Raw genomic sequence first — 18,175 nt, forward strand, 5'->3', positions numbered from 1 at the left:
CAGATCGCGGACGCCGAGGATCCCGAGGCGATGCGCGCGCGGATGGTCAAGGAGTACAAGGCCGAGCTGATGCACCCGTACTACGCGGCCGAGCGTGGTCTCGTCGACGACGTCATCGATCCCGCGGAAACCCGTGAGGTACTCGCGAGCGCCCTCGCGATGCTCCGCACCAAGCACGCCGACCTGCCCGTCCGCAAACACGGCAACCCGCCGATGTGACCTGGCCGACAGGCCCGCGGGCGCCCGGCGCCCCGACCCCCTGGGCCCGGTCCGGGGCACCAGGCAGCCGTACCCTGAAAGGCACAGATCGCACCATGACCGCCCAGCCCCCCAACGGAGTGACCCCGCCGCTGGCGCCGACCGAGACCGACCGGACGCTGCACTTCGCGGGCCAGGCCACCTTCGGCCGCATCCCCCGCCTCGACCAGGTGGAGAAGGCGGACATCGCGGTGGTCGGGGTCCCGTTCGACGGCGGTGTCACCTACCGCCCCGGGGCCCGCTTCGGCGGCAACGCCATCCGCGAGGCCTCCCGCACCCTGCGCCCCTACAACCCCGCGCAGGACGTCTACCCCTTCCACTTCAGCCAGGTCGCGGACGCCGGCGACATCAGCGCCAACCCGTTCGACACGGGCGAGGCGGTGGAGACGATCGAGGCGGCCGCCGACGAACTGCTCGCCGGCGGCGCCCGGCTGATGACCCTGGGCGGCGACCACACGATCGCCCTGCCGCTGCTGCGTTCCGTGGCCAAGAAGCACGGGCCGGTCTCCGTCCTGCACTTCGACGCGCACCTGGACACCTGGGACGACTACTTCGGTCAGCAGTACACCCACGGGATGCCCTTCCGCCGGGCCGTGGAGGAGGGCGTCATCGACACCTCCGCCCTCTGCCACGTCGGAACCCGCGGCCCCATCTACGGCAAGAAGGACCTCGACGACGACGCCAAGCTGGGCTTCGGCATCGTGACCTCGGCGGACGTGATGCGGCGCGGAGTGGACGAGATAGCCCAGCAGCTGCGCGAGCGGGTCGGCGACCGGCCCCTCTACATCTCCATCGACATCGACGTCCTGGACCCCGCCCACGCCCCCGGCACCGGTACGCCCGAAGCCGGCGGCATGACGTCCCGCGAGCTGCTGGAGATCCTGCGCGGCCTCGCCGACTGCCACCTGGTCTCCGCCGACATCGTGGAGGTCGCGCCCGCGTACGACCACGCCGGCATCACCTCGATCGCCGCGTCGCACGCCGCGTACGAGCTGATCACGATCATGTCCAAGCAGATCGCTCCGGTCCGCTGGGGCGTCGCGCAGTAGCCGCGCGGGCGCGGCCGCCGCACGAGCGGCGGTCCGCGCCCGTATTCGTGAATTCACCCCGACGAAACGGCGGCGGCACGAAAGCCATTCGGCATTCATCCGGGCCCAGGTGGACCCCGCCGTGCACCGTTCGCCTTTTCCTTGCGATCCGTGCGGCCCGTGTCAATAAAACGCAGCTAAAATCGGCGACATTCTTCCGCCGGGTGCGGCCGGGAATTGAGCGATGACGCGTCCCCCCGACCATGCCCCGGCGCGGGCGCCGCGGTCATCCTTTCGTTCATAGAGTTCACGGGCCGCCGTCATTCGAAGGCGGCGGCCGCCTCCCGCAGCGCGTGGGCCACCAGTGCCGGGTCGTACGCCGCCGACGGCCCGGGGACGTAGGTCACCGAGCGCAGACCGCCGGTGTAGCGGAAACCGCGGTGGCGTTCGTAGAGCGGCCAGGAAACCGGGGACTTGCGGTCCACGCCCACGCTGATGCCCTGCAACGGCGCCATCCCGATGAGCTGGTGGACGCTGCCCGACCGGCCGGTCTCCACGCCGTCGACGAGGACGCGGAACTCCCACCGCAGTCCCTCCAGCGCGGTGGCCCCGAGCGTGACGGTCCGGCGGCCCGCGGACAGGGGCCCGGCGTCGGTCTCGTGCAGCTCGCCGTACTCGTTGTAGGCGAACCGCAGCCGGCCGTCCTCCACGTACAGGCTGTAGCCGCCGCCCTGGTCGCCGTGCGAGACCAGCACGCCCTGGTCCGACGCGGCGTGTTCGTCGAGCTCCACGGTGACCTCGAAGGAACGGAAGGAGATGAGCCGGGAGGACCGGTAGCGCTCCAGCTCCGGCGTCCCGGCCAGCAGGGTGAGGGGGCGGTGGAACCGCTCCTCGTCCGGGTTGCGCCGGGCCAGTGCCCCGCCGGCGTCGACGAGCGGGAAGACGCCGTTGCGCCAGGCGGCGGCCTCCCACGCGGCCGCCAGCTCCTTCACCACCTCGGGATGGTCCGGAGCGACGTCGGTGGTCTCCGTCGGGTCGGTCCGCACGTCGTACAGCGCCCATTCGCCGTCGTCGTACGGTGCGCCGGGCCGGTGGAGGGTGACCAGCTTCCAGCCGTCGCGGTAGTAGCTGCGGTTGCCGGACATCTCGCAGTACTGCTCGGTGTGGGCGCTCGGGGTCCGGGCGTCGCGGAGCACGGCGGCGAAACCGGCGCCGTCGAGCTCCTGAGCGGGGCGCGAGCGCCACACCTCGGGGCGCCGCACACCCGCCAGTTCCAGCAGGGTGGGGGTGACGTCGGTGACGTACTGGTACTGCGCGCGCACCCCGGAGTCGCCCTCGGCCCGCCGCAGGCCCTCGGGCCAGGAGATGACGAACGGCACGCGCACACCGCCCGCGTAGGTCTGGCCCTTGTAGAGCCGGAAGGGGGTGTTGGAAGCCATGCCCCAGCCGCGCGGGTAGTGCACCAGGCTCCGCGGGCCGCCGATCAGGGCGGTGTCGCGCTCCACGTCGCCGTTCCAGTCGTCCGGTACGGGCTGGTGGACGAAGCGGCTGAAGTAGCTGCGGGTGCCCTCGGCGCCGCCCTCACCGGTGCCGCCGTTGTCGGAGGTGAACACGATGACGGTGTTGTCGAGCTCCCCGAGGGCCCGCAGGGTGTCCGTGAGCCGCCCGAGGTTCTGGTCGATGTTGTCGACCATCGCCGCGTAGACCTCCATGTAGCGCGCGTAGCGGCGCTGCTGCTCGGCGGTCAGCTCGTCCCAGGGGCCCACCTCGAAGCCCGCCTCGGCGTTGCGGTCCGGCAGGACGGTGCCCTCGGGGAACAGACCGGCGGCGACCTGCCGCGCGAACCGGGCCCCGCGCAGTGTGTCCCAGCCGACGTCGTAGCGGCCGCGCTGCCGCTCGATGTCCTCCGGTTTGGCCTGGAGGGGGCCGTGGACGGCGTTGTGCGCCACGTAGAGGAAGAACGGCTTGTCGGGATCGTGCGCGCGCAGCGACTTCACCATCGAGATGGCCTCGTCGGTGATGTCGTCGGTGTAGTAGTAGCCGTCGGGCAGTTCGTCGATGTCCAGCGGGCTGTTGTCGCGGACCAGCTGGTGCGGGTGGAAGAGGCTCGTCAGGCCCTCCAGCACGCCGTAGTACCGGTCGAAGCCCTTCTGCAGCGGCCAGTTGCGCCGGTCGTCGGCGGCATTGGAGGCGGAGTCGCGGGTCAGGTGCCACTTGCCGACCGCGTAGGTGGCGTAGCCGGCTTCGTGCAGGAGCTCGGCCAGGGTGGGGACGTCCTCGCCGATCTCCATGCCGTAGCCCGGGAACCCGGGATCGGAGTTGGCGACCGACGCGTAGCCGACCCGGTGCGGGTTCAGGCCCGTGAGCAGGGCGGCGCGGGCCGGTGAACACAGCGGCATGGTGTGGTAGTTGGCCAGGCGCAGACCGCGCTCGGCCAGCCCGTCGAGCACCGGTGTGGCGATCTCCGAACCGAAGGGTCCGATGTCGCTGTAGCCCATGTCGTCGACGAGGACCACGACCACGTTCGGGGCGCGCCCGCCGGGGCGGCGCCGCGGCGGCCAGGCGGGTTCCGACTCGGAGAAGGTGCGCCCGGCCCGGCCGGCGAATCCCTCGTACGGGTCGCTGCGGTGCACGCCGCCGGTCACGCGCGGGGCTCCTCGGAAACGGAAGCGGCAGCGGGGGCGGGGGCGGGGGCGGCCGGGGAGGGGAGCGGGGCGTCCGGAGGTGTGGCCCCGCGCCGGTTGAACGGAAGCCCGCCGAGTACGACGGCCATGCCGCAGGTGTTGGTGAGGGCGGAGAAGACGAGCCCGGCCGCGATCCCCGCGGACAGCAGCTGGAACGCCGGGTGGACGAGGAGGGCGAGGGCCAGGCCCAGCAGGACGACGGCGCCCGCGGTCAGGCGGACCTGGCGCTCCATGGCCCACACGGCCCGGGACCGGCCCGCGGGGCGGTCGAGCCGGTGCCCGCCGGCCGCCCAGGCGGCGGTGCCCCCGATGAGGACGGACGCGTCGACGCCGTCGGACGCCAGGGCGGCGACGGCGTTCTCGGCGCGGGCGCCCGAGGCGCACACCACCAGCAGGGGCTTGCGGGCGGCGGCCTCCCGGAGCTCCGGCAGGGCCCGCCCGACACGGTCGAGGGGAATGTTGACGGCGTCCGGCAGGTGACCGGACGCGAACTCACCCGGGGTACGGACATCGACGACGGTCAGCTCGTGGAGGCGGGGGAACGCCTCGCTCACGCTCAGGGCGGCGGAAACACTCATGGCGGATCGTGTCCTTGGCAGAGGGGACGGCGTGCGCGGAAGACCGGCGGCACGTGCCGGGGATGCTAGACCTCGCCGCGCCCCCGGGGCCGCAGACCGGCACGAATGCCACACGCTCGCCACGTTGCGGCAACAACCGGCGACGGCCGGCCCCTGCGACCCGGCGGACCGCCGGATCCGCGGACACCGGCCCCGGGCAGCCCGGCGGACTACCGGCCCCCGGGGGAGGTCGCCGTGTGCAACCGCACCCGCACGGCCGCCAGCCGGACGCGCAGCCGCTGCGGCGGCGTGGGAGGCAGGCCCCGGGACGTGCCGCGCGCGTAGTAGCGCTCGATGTAGTACTGACCCGCGCTCAGCACGGTGGTGACGGCGATGTACCAGAGGGTGGCCACCATCAGCAGCGGGATGACCTGGTAGTTCTGGTTGTAGACCAGCTGCACCGAGTACAGCAGGTCGTGCACGGCCAGCACGCTGACGATGCTCGTCCCCTTCAGGGTGCCGATCAGCATGTTCCCGGCGGTCGGCACGATCGAGCGCATGGCCTGGGGAACCACGATCCGGCGCAGCGTACGCACCCTGCCGAGGCCCAGCGCCTGCGCGGCCTCGGTCTGCCCGGGGTCCACGGACAGGATGCCGCCGCGCACCACCTCGGAGGCGTACGCGGTCTCGTGCAGGGTCAGTCCGATGACCGCGGTGAGGGTCGGGGCGAGCAGGTTGACCGTCTTGACGGTGAAGAGCTCGGGGCCGTACGGGATGCCGAGGCCGAGCGTCGGGTACAGGGCGCCGATGTTGAACCAGAACAGCAGCTGCACCAGCAGCGGCGTGGACCGGAAGATCCATACGTAGCCCCAGCTCAGCGTCCGCAGGACGGGGTTGGCGGACAGCCGCATCACCGCCAGCACGGTGCCGAACAGGAAGCCGAGGACCATTACCGCGCCGGTCAGCCACAGGGTCAGCAGCAGCCCGTCGAGAACGGCGGCGGTGGTGAAGTACCGGCCCACGACATCCCATTGGAAGGCGTCGTTGCGCACGACGGACGAGAGCACCATCGCGAAGACCAGCAGGGCGGCGGCCGCGGACAGCCGGCGCCCGGTGCGCCGGCGCGGCACGATCGGCGGCAGGCCGGGACCGGGACCGGTACCGGTACCGGTACCGGGACCCGCCGCGCCGGCCGGAGCGTCGGCAGGGTCGGCAGGTGGGGCGGCGGGGGAAGGGGTAGGCATGGGGAGGCTCTCCAGGTGAGGGATCGCGGGTGTGGACGGACCACCTGGTGCCGCGCGCAGGGCCGCGGCACACGGCTCCGCGGTGGAGCGGGGCTGCCGGATTCGGGTCGGTGCCGTCACGCTCGCCGCGTCCCTCAACGCGACCGGAGGGGCTCCTCCCGCACGGTGGAGCCGATCCGCCGTCGATCGTATGCGTCCACGGTGCGGCCGTGTCAACCACGCACCGGCCGACGGGCCGGGACGCGTCCGCCATCCGGTCCCTTGCTTGACGAAGAGCATCGTGTACTGCTCAAGTAGTCACATGAATGCCCATCAGCGCCTGGTTTCGCGCGACTACATCGACTTCGGTCGGGTGTGGTCCGCGGCTTGTTGCGCCTGACGCGGCAGCGGGCTGCCCGACCGGCCCTTCCCTCCTTCGGTGACCCCGTCGCGGGCCGAGATCTGCCCCCTCCCCGGCACTGACGCCCCCGGCGCCGTGCCGCGAGCGCGCGCCGCCGCCCGCCCGATTCCCCCGACGCCCGGCGTCGTCACGCCCGCAGCACCCCCGCACGCACATCTCTGATGCATCGTCACATCGACTTGTCCGGAGGGCAGTTCGCCCTGCCCTTCCTTCCCGCACGCGATCGGTCGCCCCGAAAGGCCACTCCATGCCCGTGGAATTCCTCGGCATAGCCGCCACCAACAACGGCTCCGAAACCACCGCCCGCTCCGGCGCCGCCTTCGACAAGGAGTACACGCTCCGGCTCGCCCGGGCCCACGAGGACCACGGCTGGGACCGGGTGCTGTTCGCCTACGGCTCCGGCTCCCCGGACCCCGCGCCGGCCGCCGCGTACATCGCGAGCAGGCTGGACCGCCTCCAGATCCTGCTGGCCCACCGGCCCAACGTCTCCTACCCCACCTTCGCCGCCAAGACCTTCGCGACCCTCGACCAGATCAGCGGGGGCCGGCTGGCCGTGCACTTCATCACCGGCGGCAACGACCACGAGCAGGGGCGCGAGGGGGACACCCTCACCAAGGACGAGCGCTACGCCCGCACCCGCGAGTACATCCGCATCGTCAAGAAGATCTGGACCACGCACGAACCCTTCGACCACGAGGGCGAGCACTACCGCTTCCACGACTTCGTCAGCGACGTCTTCCCCGCCCGACAGCCCCGCCCCGACGTATCGTTCGGCGGATCCTCGGCCGCCGCCTACGCCGCCGGAGGCGCCGAGGCCGACGTCTACTGCCTGTGGGGCGAGCCGCTGGCGGAGACGGCCCAGCAGATCGAGGCGGTGAAGGCCGCCGCGGCCGCCGCGGGCCGCACGGACGTACCGCGCATCCAGGTCGCGTTCCGCCCGATCATCGCCCCGACCGAGGAACTGGCCTGGGAGAAGGCCCACCGTACGGTCGGTGCCATCCGGCGGCGCCGACAGGAGGGCGCCGTACCGCGACGCCACCAGGGCGGCGTCCTGGAGGCCGCGGCACCCCAGAACACCGGATCGCAACGCCTGATCGCCATCGCCGAAGCGGGCGAGCGCTACGACCGGGCCCTGTGGACCCCGACCGCCGCGGCCACCGGCGGCGCGGGCAACTCCAACGCACTCGTCGGCACCCCCGAGACGGTCGCCCAGGCCCTGCTGGACTACCACGACCTCGGCGTCGACATCCTCTCGGCCCGCGGATACGACCTCCTCGACGACGCCGTCGACTTCGGCCGGTACGTCATCCCGCTCGTCCGCGAGGAGGTCGCCAAGCGCGACGCCGCGCGCGCGGACCAGGATGCCGGGCGCCCGGCCGGCACCCCGCACGAGACCCTCAGAGCGGTGCGCGGGTGACCACCGCGGCACGCACCGACCACCACCACGCTCCGCCACCGAAAGGCCTCCCCGCCGTGACCGCCGTGACCCTCCCCGGGAACGGGACCCGCACCCGTCTGCGCACCGCCGCCGCCCTCACCCTCCTGCCCCTCCTGCCCCTCCTGGCCCTGACCGGCTGCGGCTCCGGCGGCGCGGGCCCGGAGCCTGCGGGCGCACAGGTCTCTCCCGCACCCTCCGACGACCCGGTCGCCGGCGTGCGTACCGTGGACGCGGTCGCCGCGCTGCTCCCCGCAGAGGTCCGCAAGGCGGGCACCGTACGGGTCGGCGGCTCCGTCGGATCGCCGCCCTCGGCGTACTACCCGAACGGGCAGGACAAGCCGCCGGCCGGCCAGGACATCGACATCGCCGCCGCGGTGGCCAAGGTCCTCGGCGTGAAACTGGAACGGCAGGACGCCTCCTTCGAGACGATCCTCCCCGCCCTCGGCAGCGGCAAGTACGACGTCGGAACGGGCAACTTCGGCGTCACCGCCGAACGCCTCAAGACCATCGACTTCGTCACCTACATCAACGACGGCCAGGGCTTCGCGGTCAAGACCGGCAACACCACCCTGACCGGCCAGGTCTCGGACCTCACCCAGCTGTGCGGACTGACCATCGGCACCGGGGCGGGCACCACGTTCGAGAAGACGCTCACCGCACGCAAGGGCGTCTGCGCCGAGGCCGGCAAGAAGCCGTACGAGGTCAAGGTCTTCTCCGAACCCGGTGCCGTGACCACGGCGCTCCAGCAGGGCCGCATCGACGTCGTCATGTCGACGATCAACGGCCTGCGTCACCAGGCGGCGCAGCCCGCCGCGCAGACCACCTTCCTCGGCGAGTACCACCGCCTCGACGTGGGTTTCGCCTTCAAGAAGGACTCCCCGCTGACCCCCGCCTTCCAGGCCGCCGTCAACGAGCTGATCAAGGACGGTACCTACGCGCGGATCCTGAAGAAGTGGGGCACCACCGCCTCGGCGATCGACGCCTCGCAGATCAACCCGGCGGAGCACACGTGAGCGAGGTCATGGTCGACGTCCGCGGCGTCCACAAGAGCTTCGGGCCGCTGGAGGTGCTGCGCGGTGTCGACCTGCTGGTCCGTACCGGCGAGGTCACCGTGGTCATCGGCCCGTCCGGCTCGGGGAAGTCCACGCTCCTGCGGACCATCAACCACCTGGAGAAGGTCAACCGCGGCTGGATCCGCGTCGACGGCGAGCTCATCGGCTACCGCGCCGCCCGCGGCAAGCTGTACGAGCTGAAGGAGGCGGAGGTCCTGAAGCAGCGCACCCACATCGGGTTCGTCTTCCAGAACTTCAACCTCTTTCCGCACCTGACCGTGCTGGACAACCTCGTCGAGGCTCCGGTCGCCGCGCTGGGCGTGCCACGGGCGCAGGCGCGGCAAGCGGCCCGCCGGCTGCTGGAGCGGGTCGGCCTCGCCGACAAGGGCGACGCCTACCCCCGGCAGCTGTCCGGCGGACAGCAGCAGCGGGTGGCCATCGCCCGCGCCCTGGCCCTCGAACCCAAGGTGCTGCTCTTCGACGAACCGACCTCGGCGCTCGACCCGGAACTGGTCGGCGAGGTCCTCGACGTCATCAAGGACCTGGCCCGGGCCGGAACCACCATGATCGTCGTGACGCACGAGATCGGCTTCGCCCGCGAGGTCGCCGACACCGTCGTGTTCATGGACGGCGGCCTCGTCGTGGAACAGGGCCCGCCCGCGGCCGTCCTGGACGCCCCGCGGCACGCCCGTACCCGCGCCTTCCTCTCCAAGGTGCTCTGACGGGCGGGGAGCCGTGGTTCAGGTGCCCGTCCGGACGTCGAGCGACCACCTGCGCAGCACTCCCGCGGCCGGTACCACCGCGTCGGTGATCCGGAGCTTCCAGCTGCCGGGGACGGAGTCGCCGACCAGCGGTGCGAGCAGGGAGGGCGGCCGCGAATCCAGCGTCACCCGCAGGTTCTTGGCGTCGCCGCCGGTGCGGTTGTGGATCACGGCCCGGCGGCCGCTCGGCGCCATCAGCACCACGCGCAGGTCACCGATGCGGGGGTGCTCGATGTCGATCTTCACCGTCAGGTCCCGGACCGTTCCCTCGCCGTCGAGGACGATCACGTCGGTGAGGCCGCCGACGTCGTCTTCCGGGATCGCGGCGAGGGGCGCCGACCGGCCGGTGACCAGGGTGCCCGCGACGCCCTGTTCGCCCGTCCGGAAGGTCAGCACCTCGCCCGGGGCGGAGATCGCGGAGAGGGTCAGCCCGGATTCGGTCCCGTCCCACCACAGGGACGGAGGGCGGCTGCCGTGCGAGACGGCCGTGCCCTGCGTGGGCCCGAACAGGTCCGCGCCGTCCCCCTGGTTGCGGTTGGTCTCCAGGTCCATGTGACCGTCCGCCTGGAGGAGCGCGCACTGGTAGTGGCCGACCGGCGTACCGTTCTGGAACTCGTTCGACCCCGTGATGTCGCAGTGGTAGACGGCGAGTCCGCTGGAGGTCAGCCGGGAGTCGAAGCCCATCCGGCTGCGGTTCTCGACGAGGTAGTACTCGATGTCCTCCCGCTGCGGGTGCTGGTAGATCAGGGCCGTGTCGTACGCTCCCTGCCGGGCCTCGTAGACGCCGGGTACGGAGATGTCGACGTCCCGGGTCCAGTTCACGAGGCGGCGCAGGTAGACGCAGACCGCCGACGGGAGGAACCCGTCGCCCAGGTTGTTTCCGGCGGCCATCGTGCAGTAGGTGCCGAGACCCGCGCTGGTGAAGTCGTCGCCCTCGCGCTCGGCCGTCCCGTAGTCGTAGAGGTCCGGCCACCTGCACAGCAGGTGTCCGCTCTCGTGACAGAAGGTGCCGATGCTCAGGTCGGCGGGCGTCTCCCCGATGCTCGTGACGGTGTAGAAGTCCGTGCGCACGTCGCCGATCTGGGCGGGGAAACGGGAGTTGTGCGGCCAGAGGTCCTCCCTGAACTCCGTCCGGCCCGCGTACATGACGCACAGGGAGTCCACGACGCCGCGTCCGAGCGAGTCGAAGCGGCCGAAGTCCACGCCGGCGTCGACGGCCGCCTGGAGCGACTCCAGTACGAGCTTGCCCCGGTTGGCCTTCAGCCCGTAGGCGAGCCGGGGCCGGTTCAGCCGGAGGGGACCGACCACGGTGTTGGTGAACCGGAGCTTGCCCGTCGACATGGTGCGGAAGAACTCCTTGACGGAGCAGATGTTCCCGTTCGCCGTGAAGTGGGGGCTGTTCAGGAGGGCGTCGACGTCGTCCGCGGTCACGTCCGTGGGCGTGTCCGGGAAGTCGACGAGGATCGTGAGGCCCTGGACGTCACCCTGACTGAGGACGAAGCCGGGCAGGAGGCCCTTCTCCGGGCCGAAGGTGAGCAGCGTGTCCGGGTCGGTGCCGGCCCGCTCCTCTTCCGGGACCATCTCCATCAGCCGGTCCTTCACCACGTCCCGTCGGTAGAGCTGTCCTTCGCGCAGGTGCCGGGGGAGCCCCTCGGGCGGCGCCTCGGTCACGGGGACACCGCTGGAGACGAACCGGCGTCCGGCCCCGCCGCTGTCGGCCTCGGCGTAGCAGTAGCAGCCCCTGGCCTCGTCGTAGACGACCGAATAGCCGTCGACCGTCTCGTACCGGGCGTACTTGTCGTCACCGAAGGCGACGAGCCGGACGTCACCGCCCTCTTCCTGGGTGAAGGTGAGGGTGTCGCCGAAGATGCCACTCATCGCAATGCGCCTCCCGGGATCGGGCACACGAGGGCTGTCCGCACCAGTGTCGTGCGGATCCCGGGACGCCGGCAGGCCGGAAGGGCCCACGCCGGACGGGGCAGTGTTACCCCGGTCCACCCCGGTCAGGACGCCGTGGCGATGAGGTCGTGGGTGATGGCGAAGCGCGTCAGGTCGGCCCGTCGGCGGGAGCCGATCTTGTCGCGGAGCCGGTCCAGGTGGGAGTGCACGGTGTGCTCGCTGATGCCCAGCCGGACGGCGATGCCGTGGTCGGTCTCCCCGTGCGCGATCAGCTCCAGGATCTGCCGCTCGCGCGCCGTGACGCGGCAGGGAGCCTCCGCTTCCGGGTCGGGCACCACGACGAGGTCGGCGGAGACGTACGGGCAGCCGCCGGCGACGAGCCTGAGCGCGGCCAGCAGCTCCCGCTCGTCGGCCCGGCGGCTCAGGCACCCGCGCGCACCCGCGCGCAGGGCGGTCCGGGCGTGCGGTTGCGGGCCGGAGACGAGGACCAGGACGCCGAGGCCGAGGGCCACGAGCCGGGCCACCACCTTCGACGTGCACGCCGGGGCCAGCTGGAGGTCGAGGAGCACGACGTCGCCGCGCACCAGCGTCGCCGCCGCCTCGTCGACCGACGCGGTGCCGAGGACGAACGTCAGGCCGTCGGCCGCTTCGACCGCGTGGGCGACGCCGTGCCGCAGCAGCGGGCAGTCACCGAGGACGGCGACCCGTCCCGCGCCCGCATCGCCGTGCATCGCGTTCCCGCGCGGCCCCGGGCGCGGCTGGGATGGCGGCCTCACCCCTTCAGTCTTGGGCCTCCGCGGTCGTCCGGCATGCCGGGAGAGCCGGGGCATGACGTTCGGCGGGCGCGTTCCCCGGACCCGGACCGGCGCGATCCGGTCAAGCTGCGTGGCCGTTCGGTGAACCGCGGACGGCCGGCTCCGGGTCGCGGCGCAGGTGGCGGCCCCGGCCACTCTCGGTACGGAGCCGTGTTCGGGGCGTGCGCACCCCGCGTGAGCTGCCCGAACGACCATTCGGTCGCCGCTATGCGAACACCCTGTCCGTAAATCGGTCATCGACATGCGCGTGGCCTTCGGATCGGACAGAGTCGGTCACGTCAGGCCGCGATATCGCAAGAAAGTATCGCGTTCAAGCTTTGAATCGAAAGTGAGTCTTGTCGTGCGTCGCTTCACCACGGTCTCTGCCGCTGCCCTCCTGTGCCTCGCCGGCGCTACCGGCGTGGCGGAGGCCAAGCCCACCAGCCTCTACGCCCCGTCCGCCATGGTCTTCACCGTCGCCCAGGGCGACACCGCCGCGGCCACGGTCGTACGGGCGTCCACCCTCAGCTGTATGCCGGCCGCCACGGGAACCCACCCCGACCCCGCCGCCGCCTGCGGCGCGCTGAACGCCACCGGCGGAGCGTTCGACCGCCTGCTGGCCGCCCCGGACCCGGACCGCGCGTGCCCGATGCACTACGACCCCGTCACCGTCACGGCGGACGGCGTCTGGCAGGGCAGCCGCGTCAGCTGGAAGCACACCTTCTCCAACACCTGCGCGATGTCCGCGACCCTCAACGGCAACGCCGTCTTCGCGTTCTGATTCGGACAGGACATCAGGGGTACCGGACGTGAACGCGGTGCCGTCCGGTTCCCCCTCGGGGCCGTGACATGCGTCACGGCCCGCACGTCGGCCCCGCGGCCCCCACGGTGATCGTCGGGCTGCCGACATTTCGCTACATGTCCCTGTTTGGCGTTGACATGCCGCACTCCGCCAGAAACGGAATCTGGGACTCCCGTTTCTCCCGCTCCAACATGACTGGCGGGGAGCGGTTCTGGCGGTGAGCCAGACGCGTGCCGGAGCGGCCGCGACGGGGCCATGCACGATCTTCCGGACGATTCAAGCCGCACCACGGACCTCTGCCGAGGCCCGGAAACAGTGGCTTGCCAGGCAGCTGCCGGGCTTCTAAGAATGGCGACTCCTCCGGCGCCTTCGCGGTCCGGCGCCGGGAGCTTCGCGATCACCGAGTGAGGTCCCGCATGAAGAAGCACCGTAAGAAGACGCACCACAGGAAAATAGTCGTCGCCGTCGGGGCACTGGCCCTCGTCGGCGTACCCACCACGGCCATGGCCTGCCTCGACCCGCAGGAGACCGGGCCCGTGCGGCCCGTCGCGGCCCAGCAGGACAGCCGCCCCCGGCACGGCGGCCCCCTCGGCGACCCGGCCGCGCAGCCGCCCGTGGAGGTCCCGGTCCAGGCCGAGGCCCCCGCCGAGCCCGTCGCACAGCCCGTCGCCGAGCCGGTCGGGCAGCCGGTCGCGGACGCGCCCGCCGAGCCGGTCGCCGACACCGCGCCTCCCGTACAGCCGCAGCCGGAGCAGCAGCAGCCGCAGCCGCAGCAGCCGGTGGAACCGCCCGCCGAGCCGGCCGGGACCCCCGCGCCGTCGGACTCCACCGCGCCCTCCGGCGCCGTGGCCGAGGTCCTCGCGCTCGTCAACAAGGAGCGCGCCGCGGTCGGGTGCCCCGTCCTCACCGTCAACGAGAAGCTCACCAAGGCCGCCCAGGACCACAGTGAGGACATGGCCGCCCACAACAACATGTCCCACACCGGCTCCGACGGCTCCGACCCCGGCCAGCGGATCACCCGCGCCGGGTACCAGTGGAGCACGTACGCCGAGAACGTCGCGTACGGCTATGACACCGCCGCCAAGGTCATGGAGGGCTGGATGAACAGCCCGGGCCACAAGCGGAACATCCTCGACTGCAACGTCAAGGAGATCGGCATCGGCCTCGCGCAGCCGGGCCAGTACTGGACGCAGGACTTCGGCGCCGCCCGCTGACCGGGCGGCTCCGGCAGCCGGCGTACGACGCGTGGGGGCGGCCGGCATCCGGCCGCCCCCACGCGTCGTACGTCCGGGGTCACCCCTTCGCGCCGCGGCGCCCGCGCGGCACCCGCGCGGCGAGGGCGTGCAGCCGGGGGTACCGCTCGCGCCGGGCGCTGGTGTGCCGGTCCAGTTCCTCCATCAGCCGCGCGGAGCGCTTCTCCACGCCCAGTTCGTCCAGCACGCGGTCCGCTTCGGCGAGCAGGGCTCCGTAGAGCTGCCACTCCCCGGGCCGGTGCGCGATCTGCTCCGGCAGGAGCGCCGCGAACCGGTCACGGCTGCGACGGGCCGTGGCGAGCTCTTCCGTGAGCCGGGCCTCGGCCGCCTCCGCGTTGGCGCTGACCTGGGCCGTGATGAGCTGGGAGAAGGACTCGACCGCGACCGCCAGGTGCTCGTACACCTCCCGCAGGGCCTCCGCCACCCGGGGCGGGAGGAGCGGCTCCGGCCCCCGGGCCTGCGCGAGGTCGGTGAACGTCCGGCACGACACCCGCAGCACCACCGCGCAGATCTCCAGGGTGTCGAGACCGGTCCGCAGCACGAGCCGGAACAGCAGGCCCTCGCGCACGCGGGGATTCAGCCGCAGGCTGTCCTCGGCCTGGCGCAGCGCCGCGTCGACCCCGGCGACGTCGTTGTCGAGCCGGCGGGCCTCGTGCAGCCGGGCGGCGGCCGACTCGACGGTGGTGGCGTGACCCGACTCCTGCCCCATGTGCAGCAGGAGCGCGCGCATGCGCGCCGCGAGATCGGTGATCGCGGCACTCGCCGGCTCGACCCACACGGGCGGGGCGACGAGGACGTTGAAGGCCAGGCCCACCGCGGCTCCGATCAGCGTTTCGAGGACCCGGTCCCAGGCGGTGTCCGTCACCTGGGTCACCCCCAGGACCAGCATGGCGCTGATCGCCACCTCGGGTACGAACTCCCCCGCCCGCACCAGACGCCCCACCACGAGCGAGGCCAGGATGATCAGGCCAAGGCTCCACCACGTCAGACCCACCAGGGCGCTGAACCCGATCGCGAGCAGGACGCCCGAGACCACGGAGTTCACGCGCCGGATGCCGGTGGTCAGCGTCGTGTACAGCGTCACCTGTACGACGAGGAGTGCCGTCAGGGGCGCGGTCAGCGGAGCGGGTTCGCTGCTCAGCCGGAGCGCGACGGCATAGGAGACGACGGCGGCGGCCGTCGACCGCAGGGCCTGGACGACCGCCGGCTCCCGGTACCGGCGTACGAGGTGCAGGAACGATGCAAGTGCGTGGGTCATACCCGCGCCCCTGCCCGCACCCCGCAGGGGAAACCCGGTGGTCCGGGAGGTTTCAACCGCCCGTCGGCGAGCACGCGCCGGGTGAGGGAAGTGACCCCGACCGAGGAGGGAGCCGGCATGGCAGCCGACCGGCAGCACCAGGAGCAGGACCAGGACGTCGTGGCGTTGATCCTCAAGGACCACCGCAGGATGGAGGAACTCTTCCGCCGGATGCGGAGCGTGGAGTCGGACCGGGCGGACGCGCTCGCCAAGTTCTCCGCCCTCCTCGTCGCGCACGGCGAGGCGGAGGAGGCGGAGGTGTACGGCGCGCTGAAACGGTTCAAGGACGTGGACAACGAAGAGGTGGAGCACGGGACCGAGGAGCACGCCGAGGGCAACGAAGCGCTCCTGGCACTGCTGGAAGTGGACGAGGTGGGTTCCGAGGCGTGGGATTCCCGCCTGGAGGACCTCGTCAAGGCGGTGACCCACCACCTGGACGAGGAGGAGCGGACGATCCTCAACGGAGCCCGGGAGAACGTGCCCGACGAACGCCGGGCCGAGCTGGGCTCCGCCTTCCTGGCGGAACGCGAGCGGCAGCTGGCCGCGGACTGCGGCAGCCTGGAGAACGTACGCGCCGTCGTCGGCAGGTGACACCCCTCATCCCCGCCCGCGCCCCGGCCACCGGGGTGCGGGCGCAGGCGCGGGCCGGAGCGCTTCACAGGGCCCGGGGCGGCCCGATCAGCGGCGGCCCGATCAGCGGGGTGCGCACCGGCGTGGCCGGCCCCACGAAGAGCACCGGCTGACGCCCGCCCGGATCGGTCGGGAGCGGGACCAGCTCCCCGTCGTCCGTGAGCCACATGGTCCTTCCTTCCGCCTGCCGGACACGGTCCGCGCCAGCCTCACACCACCCGCGCCGCCCCCTTCCGGTACCGCCCCGCCGCCGCGCCCGATCCGCCCGTACGGCCCAACCCCCGGCCCGCTGCCGTCGTGCGTCCGACGGGACGGCCGGGGTGCGCGGTGCGGGGCGGCGGGGGCGATGTCCGGCCATCCGGTTCCGCCCCGAAGGGCGGGTGACGCGTGAGCCGTGGCCGAAGGAGCGGTGCGATGTGGCCTGTTCCTTGCCCCGGCCGGTGCGTGCCGACAGGGCGGGGTCCGGCGGCGTGGGATCGGACGAAATCGATCCGTAACACGCATACGACCAGCCCGGATGACGCGGCACCACGACGCGCCGCGGTGCGCGGGCCGGATCCACGCCGCGGCCGGCGGCGGACGGGGCCGGGCGGAAACGGGGGCGCGTGACGTGCTTTCAGGGCACGGCGGAGATAGTTTCACGCCGCACCTGTCTTCTGACTCATTGCCGTCGTTGACACCCCGCAATCGGCCCTCATACCGTTGACCGGGTCGTTTTCACGCTCATTCGCCGAGGCGCCGGTACCGAAAACCGCGCATGCGATCACCGTCGATCAACCGGACGCGATCCACGATTCCAGCTCTACCCGGCGCGGCCGGAGGAAGAGTACCGGGATGGATTCTCCTTTTCCTTCTCCCTTTCCTTTACAACCCCGTTTTTCTTTACGGCCCCGTTCCGCCGCCGTTCGCGCGGAGGCGGGTGCGACATGAAGGCGGTCATCATCGGCGCGGGCATCGGGGGCCTGGCGCTGGCCGTGACACTGCAGCGCAGGAACGTCGAATGTCTGCTCCACGAACGCCGGCCGGACCTCACCTCCGAGGGCTCGGGCCTGGTCCTGCACCCGAACGGACTCGCCGCCCTGGACCTCATCGACCCGGAGCTCCGGGCGGAAGTGAACGCTGCCGGATATGCGCTTCCCGACGGAACTCCCACCTACATCCTGTCCGGCGACGGACGCGTCATCAGAGAACGCGTTCTCGAACCGGGTGAACGTCCGGTGACCATTCGCCGGTCGGATCTTCACCGATTACTCCACGCCCGCGCCAAAGAGGCGTGGGTGGTGTGGGGAAGCAGGTTCGTCGATTACACGGAGAAGGATTCCTCATTGACGGCACACGTCATCCGCACGCGGTGGCCGGCCGACGGAGAGGACTCCCACGACATCCAGGACGTCGAGGCCGATGTGCTCGTCGGCGCCGACGGATTGCATTCAATGGTCAGGCGCCGCCTCCTCGACGACGGCGCCCCGACACCGATGGGCCTCACCTCCGTCAAGTCCATCGTCCGGCTGGACCACGACGACCCCCGGCTCCGCGGCGGGTTCGTCCTCTTCGGCCGGGGCCACCAGGCGTTCTGCGCACCGATCGGACCGGACGCCCTGTACTGGGACGTCACCCTGCGGTCTTCCCACCGGGCCCTGCGCGACGGCGCGGACCTGCGGCGCGGGCTGCTGGCCCGGGGCTGGGGCTGGCCCCCGTACGTCCGGGACATGATCGCGGCCACCCGCCGCGAGGACATGATCGTCACGGTGCTGCGCGACCGCCCCGGCAGCCCCCGCTGGTCGCGGGGCGCGGTGACCCTGGTCGGCGACGCCGCCCATCCGATGTCCCCGTTCCTCGGGCAGGGCACGAACCAGGCCCTGCTGGACGCGGTCGTCCTCGCCGGAGCCGTCGACACGCACGGCAGCGACCTGGCCAAGGCCTTCCACGACTACGAGGAGGCCCGCAGGGACGTCGCCTACCGGGCGATGCGGGACTCACGGCGGATCGGCTTCCAGGGCCAGACCCGCAACCCGCTCGTGCGCCGGCTCCGCGACCGGGCCGTACGGGCCTCACCGCAGACGATCACCCCCCAATGA

General features: G+C 72.0%; 16 protein-coding genes. 9 read left to right on the plus strand and 7 right to left on the minus strand.

Annotation, left to right across the window (positions count from 1 at the left end):
- Together ABZZ17_RS31440 and speB are read left to right on the plus strand one after the other, a co-directional pair.
- Positions 1-219: carboxyl transferase domain-containing protein (locus ABZZ17_RS31440; protein ID WP_356881105.1), on the plus strand; the 219-nt coding region annotated here is incomplete at its 5' end.
- A 95-nt stretch (positions 220-314) separates the two neighbouring features.
- Complete coding sequence (gene speB / locus ABZZ17_RS31445) at positions 315-1,307, plus strand: agmatinase (RefSeq protein ID WP_356881107.1); 993 nt, start codon at positions 315-317, stop codon at positions 1,305-1,307.
- Positions 1,308-1,606: 299 nt separating this feature from the next.
- Here the strand turns inward: speB and ABZZ17_RS31450 are convergent, their stop codons facing one another.
- The 3 genes from ABZZ17_RS31450 to ABZZ17_RS31460 form a co-directional block, all read right to left on the minus strand.
- The gene (locus tag ABZZ17_RS31450; protein ID WP_356881109.1) at positions 1,607-3,931 is read right to left on the minus strand and encodes an arylsulfatase; all 2,325 of its coding nucleotides are present in this window, start codon (positions 3,929-3,931) and stop codon (positions 1,607-1,609) included.
- Positions 3,928-4,548 carry a rhodanese-like domain-containing protein gene (locus tag ABZZ17_RS31455; RefSeq protein WP_356881111.1) on the minus strand — a complete coding sequence of 207 codons (621 nt, stop codon included), beginning with the start codon at positions 4,546-4,548 and terminating at the stop codon, positions 3,928-3,930. Before ABZZ17_RS31455 ends, ABZZ17_RS31450 begins: the two co-directional genes overlap by 4 nt.
- 209 nt (positions 4,549-4,757) lie before the next feature.
- Positions 4,758-5,771 (minus strand): amino acid ABC transporter permease, encoded by a 1,014-nt coding sequence (locus tag ABZZ17_RS31460; protein ID WP_356881113.1) that lies wholly within the window; start codon positions 5,769-5,771, stop codon positions 4,758-4,760.
- A 647-nt stretch (positions 5,772-6,418) separates the two neighbouring features.
- Between ABZZ17_RS31460 and ABZZ17_RS31465 the strand changes: the two genes are divergently transcribed.
- The 3 genes from ABZZ17_RS31465 (at position 6,419) to ABZZ17_RS31475 (ending at position 9,383) form a co-directional block, all read left to right on the plus strand.
- A complete protein-coding gene (locus ABZZ17_RS31465; RefSeq protein ID WP_356881115.1) occupies positions 6,419-7,588 on the plus strand; it encodes an LLM class flavin-dependent oxidoreductase in 1,170 nt (389 codons plus the stop codon).
- Positions 7,589-7,653: 65 nt separating this feature from the next.
- Positions 7,654-8,622, plus strand: a complete 969-nt coding sequence (locus ABZZ17_RS31470) for an ABC transporter substrate-binding protein (protein ID WP_356881195.1) — start codon at positions 7,654-7,656, stop codon at positions 8,620-8,622.
- Positions 8,619-9,383: an amino acid ABC transporter ATP-binding protein gene (locus tag ABZZ17_RS31475; protein WP_356881117.1), complete on the plus strand. Its 765-nt coding sequence runs from the start codon at positions 8,619-8,621 to the stop codon at positions 9,381-9,383. The genes ABZZ17_RS31470 and ABZZ17_RS31475 overlap by 4 nt, the downstream gene beginning before the upstream one ends.
- Positions 9,384-9,401: 18 nt before the next feature.
- Here the strand turns inward: ABZZ17_RS31475 and ABZZ17_RS31480 are convergent, their stop codons facing one another.
- Both ABZZ17_RS31480 and ABZZ17_RS31485 read right to left on the minus strand, forming a co-directional pair.
- Positions 9,402-11,300 (minus strand): M6 family metalloprotease domain-containing protein, encoded by a 1,899-nt coding sequence (locus tag ABZZ17_RS31480; protein WP_356881119.1) that lies wholly within the window; start codon positions 11,298-11,300, stop codon positions 9,402-9,404.
- Between the two features lie 125 nt (positions 11,301-11,425).
- Positions 11,426-12,052 (minus strand): response regulator transcription factor, encoded by a 627-nt coding sequence (locus tag ABZZ17_RS31485; RefSeq protein WP_356881121.1) that lies wholly within the window; start codon positions 12,050-12,052, stop codon positions 11,426-11,428.
- A 424-nt stretch (positions 12,053-12,476) separates the two neighbouring features.
- On the opposite strand from ABZZ17_RS31485, the gene ABZZ17_RS31490 reads away from it, so the two are divergent.
- Both ABZZ17_RS31490 and ABZZ17_RS31495 read left to right on the plus strand, forming a co-directional pair.
- Complete coding sequence (locus ABZZ17_RS31490) at positions 12,477-12,896, plus strand: subtilase-type protease inhibitor (RefSeq protein ID WP_356881123.1); 420 nt, start codon at positions 12,477-12,479, stop codon at positions 12,894-12,896.
- A gap of 437 nt (positions 12,897-13,333) precedes the next feature.
- On the plus strand, positions 13,334-14,131 hold the full coding sequence (locus ABZZ17_RS31495) for a CAP domain-containing protein (RefSeq protein WP_356881125.1): 798 nt from the start codon (positions 13,334-13,336) through the stop codon (positions 14,129-14,131).
- Positions 14,132-14,210: 79 nt separating this feature from the next.
- Here the strand turns inward: ABZZ17_RS31495 and ABZZ17_RS31500 are convergent, their stop codons facing one another.
- Positions 14,211-15,428 (minus strand): FUSC family protein, encoded by a 1,218-nt coding sequence (locus ABZZ17_RS31500; RefSeq protein ID WP_356881127.1) that lies wholly within the window; start codon positions 15,426-15,428, stop codon positions 14,211-14,213.
- 117 nt (positions 15,429-15,545) lie between these two features.
- On the opposite strand from ABZZ17_RS31500, the gene ABZZ17_RS31505 reads away from it, so the two are divergent.
- Positions 15,546-16,058 (plus strand): hemerythrin domain-containing protein, encoded by a 513-nt coding sequence (locus ABZZ17_RS31505; RefSeq protein ID WP_356881129.1) that lies wholly within the window; start codon positions 15,546-15,548, stop codon positions 16,056-16,058.
- Between the two features lie 64 nt (positions 16,059-16,122).
- On the opposite strand, the gene ABZZ17_RS31510 is transcribed toward ABZZ17_RS31505, so the two are convergent.
- Entirely contained in the window at positions 16,123-16,266 is a 144-nt protein-coding gene (locus ABZZ17_RS31510) for a hypothetical protein (RefSeq protein WP_356881131.1), read from the minus strand.
- 757 nt (positions 16,267-17,023) lie between these two features.
- Between ABZZ17_RS31510 and ABZZ17_RS31515 the strand changes: the two genes are divergently transcribed.
- Positions 17,024-18,175, plus strand: coding sequence for an NAD(P)/FAD-dependent oxidoreductase (locus tag ABZZ17_RS31515; RefSeq protein ID WP_356881134.1), 1,152 nt, complete (start codon positions 17,024-17,026; stop codon positions 18,173-18,175).

It is taken from the genome of Streptomyces sp. NPDC006512 (assembly GCF_040611935.1).
GTDB lineage: Bacteria > Actinomycetota > Actinomycetes > Streptomycetales > Streptomycetaceae > Streptomyces.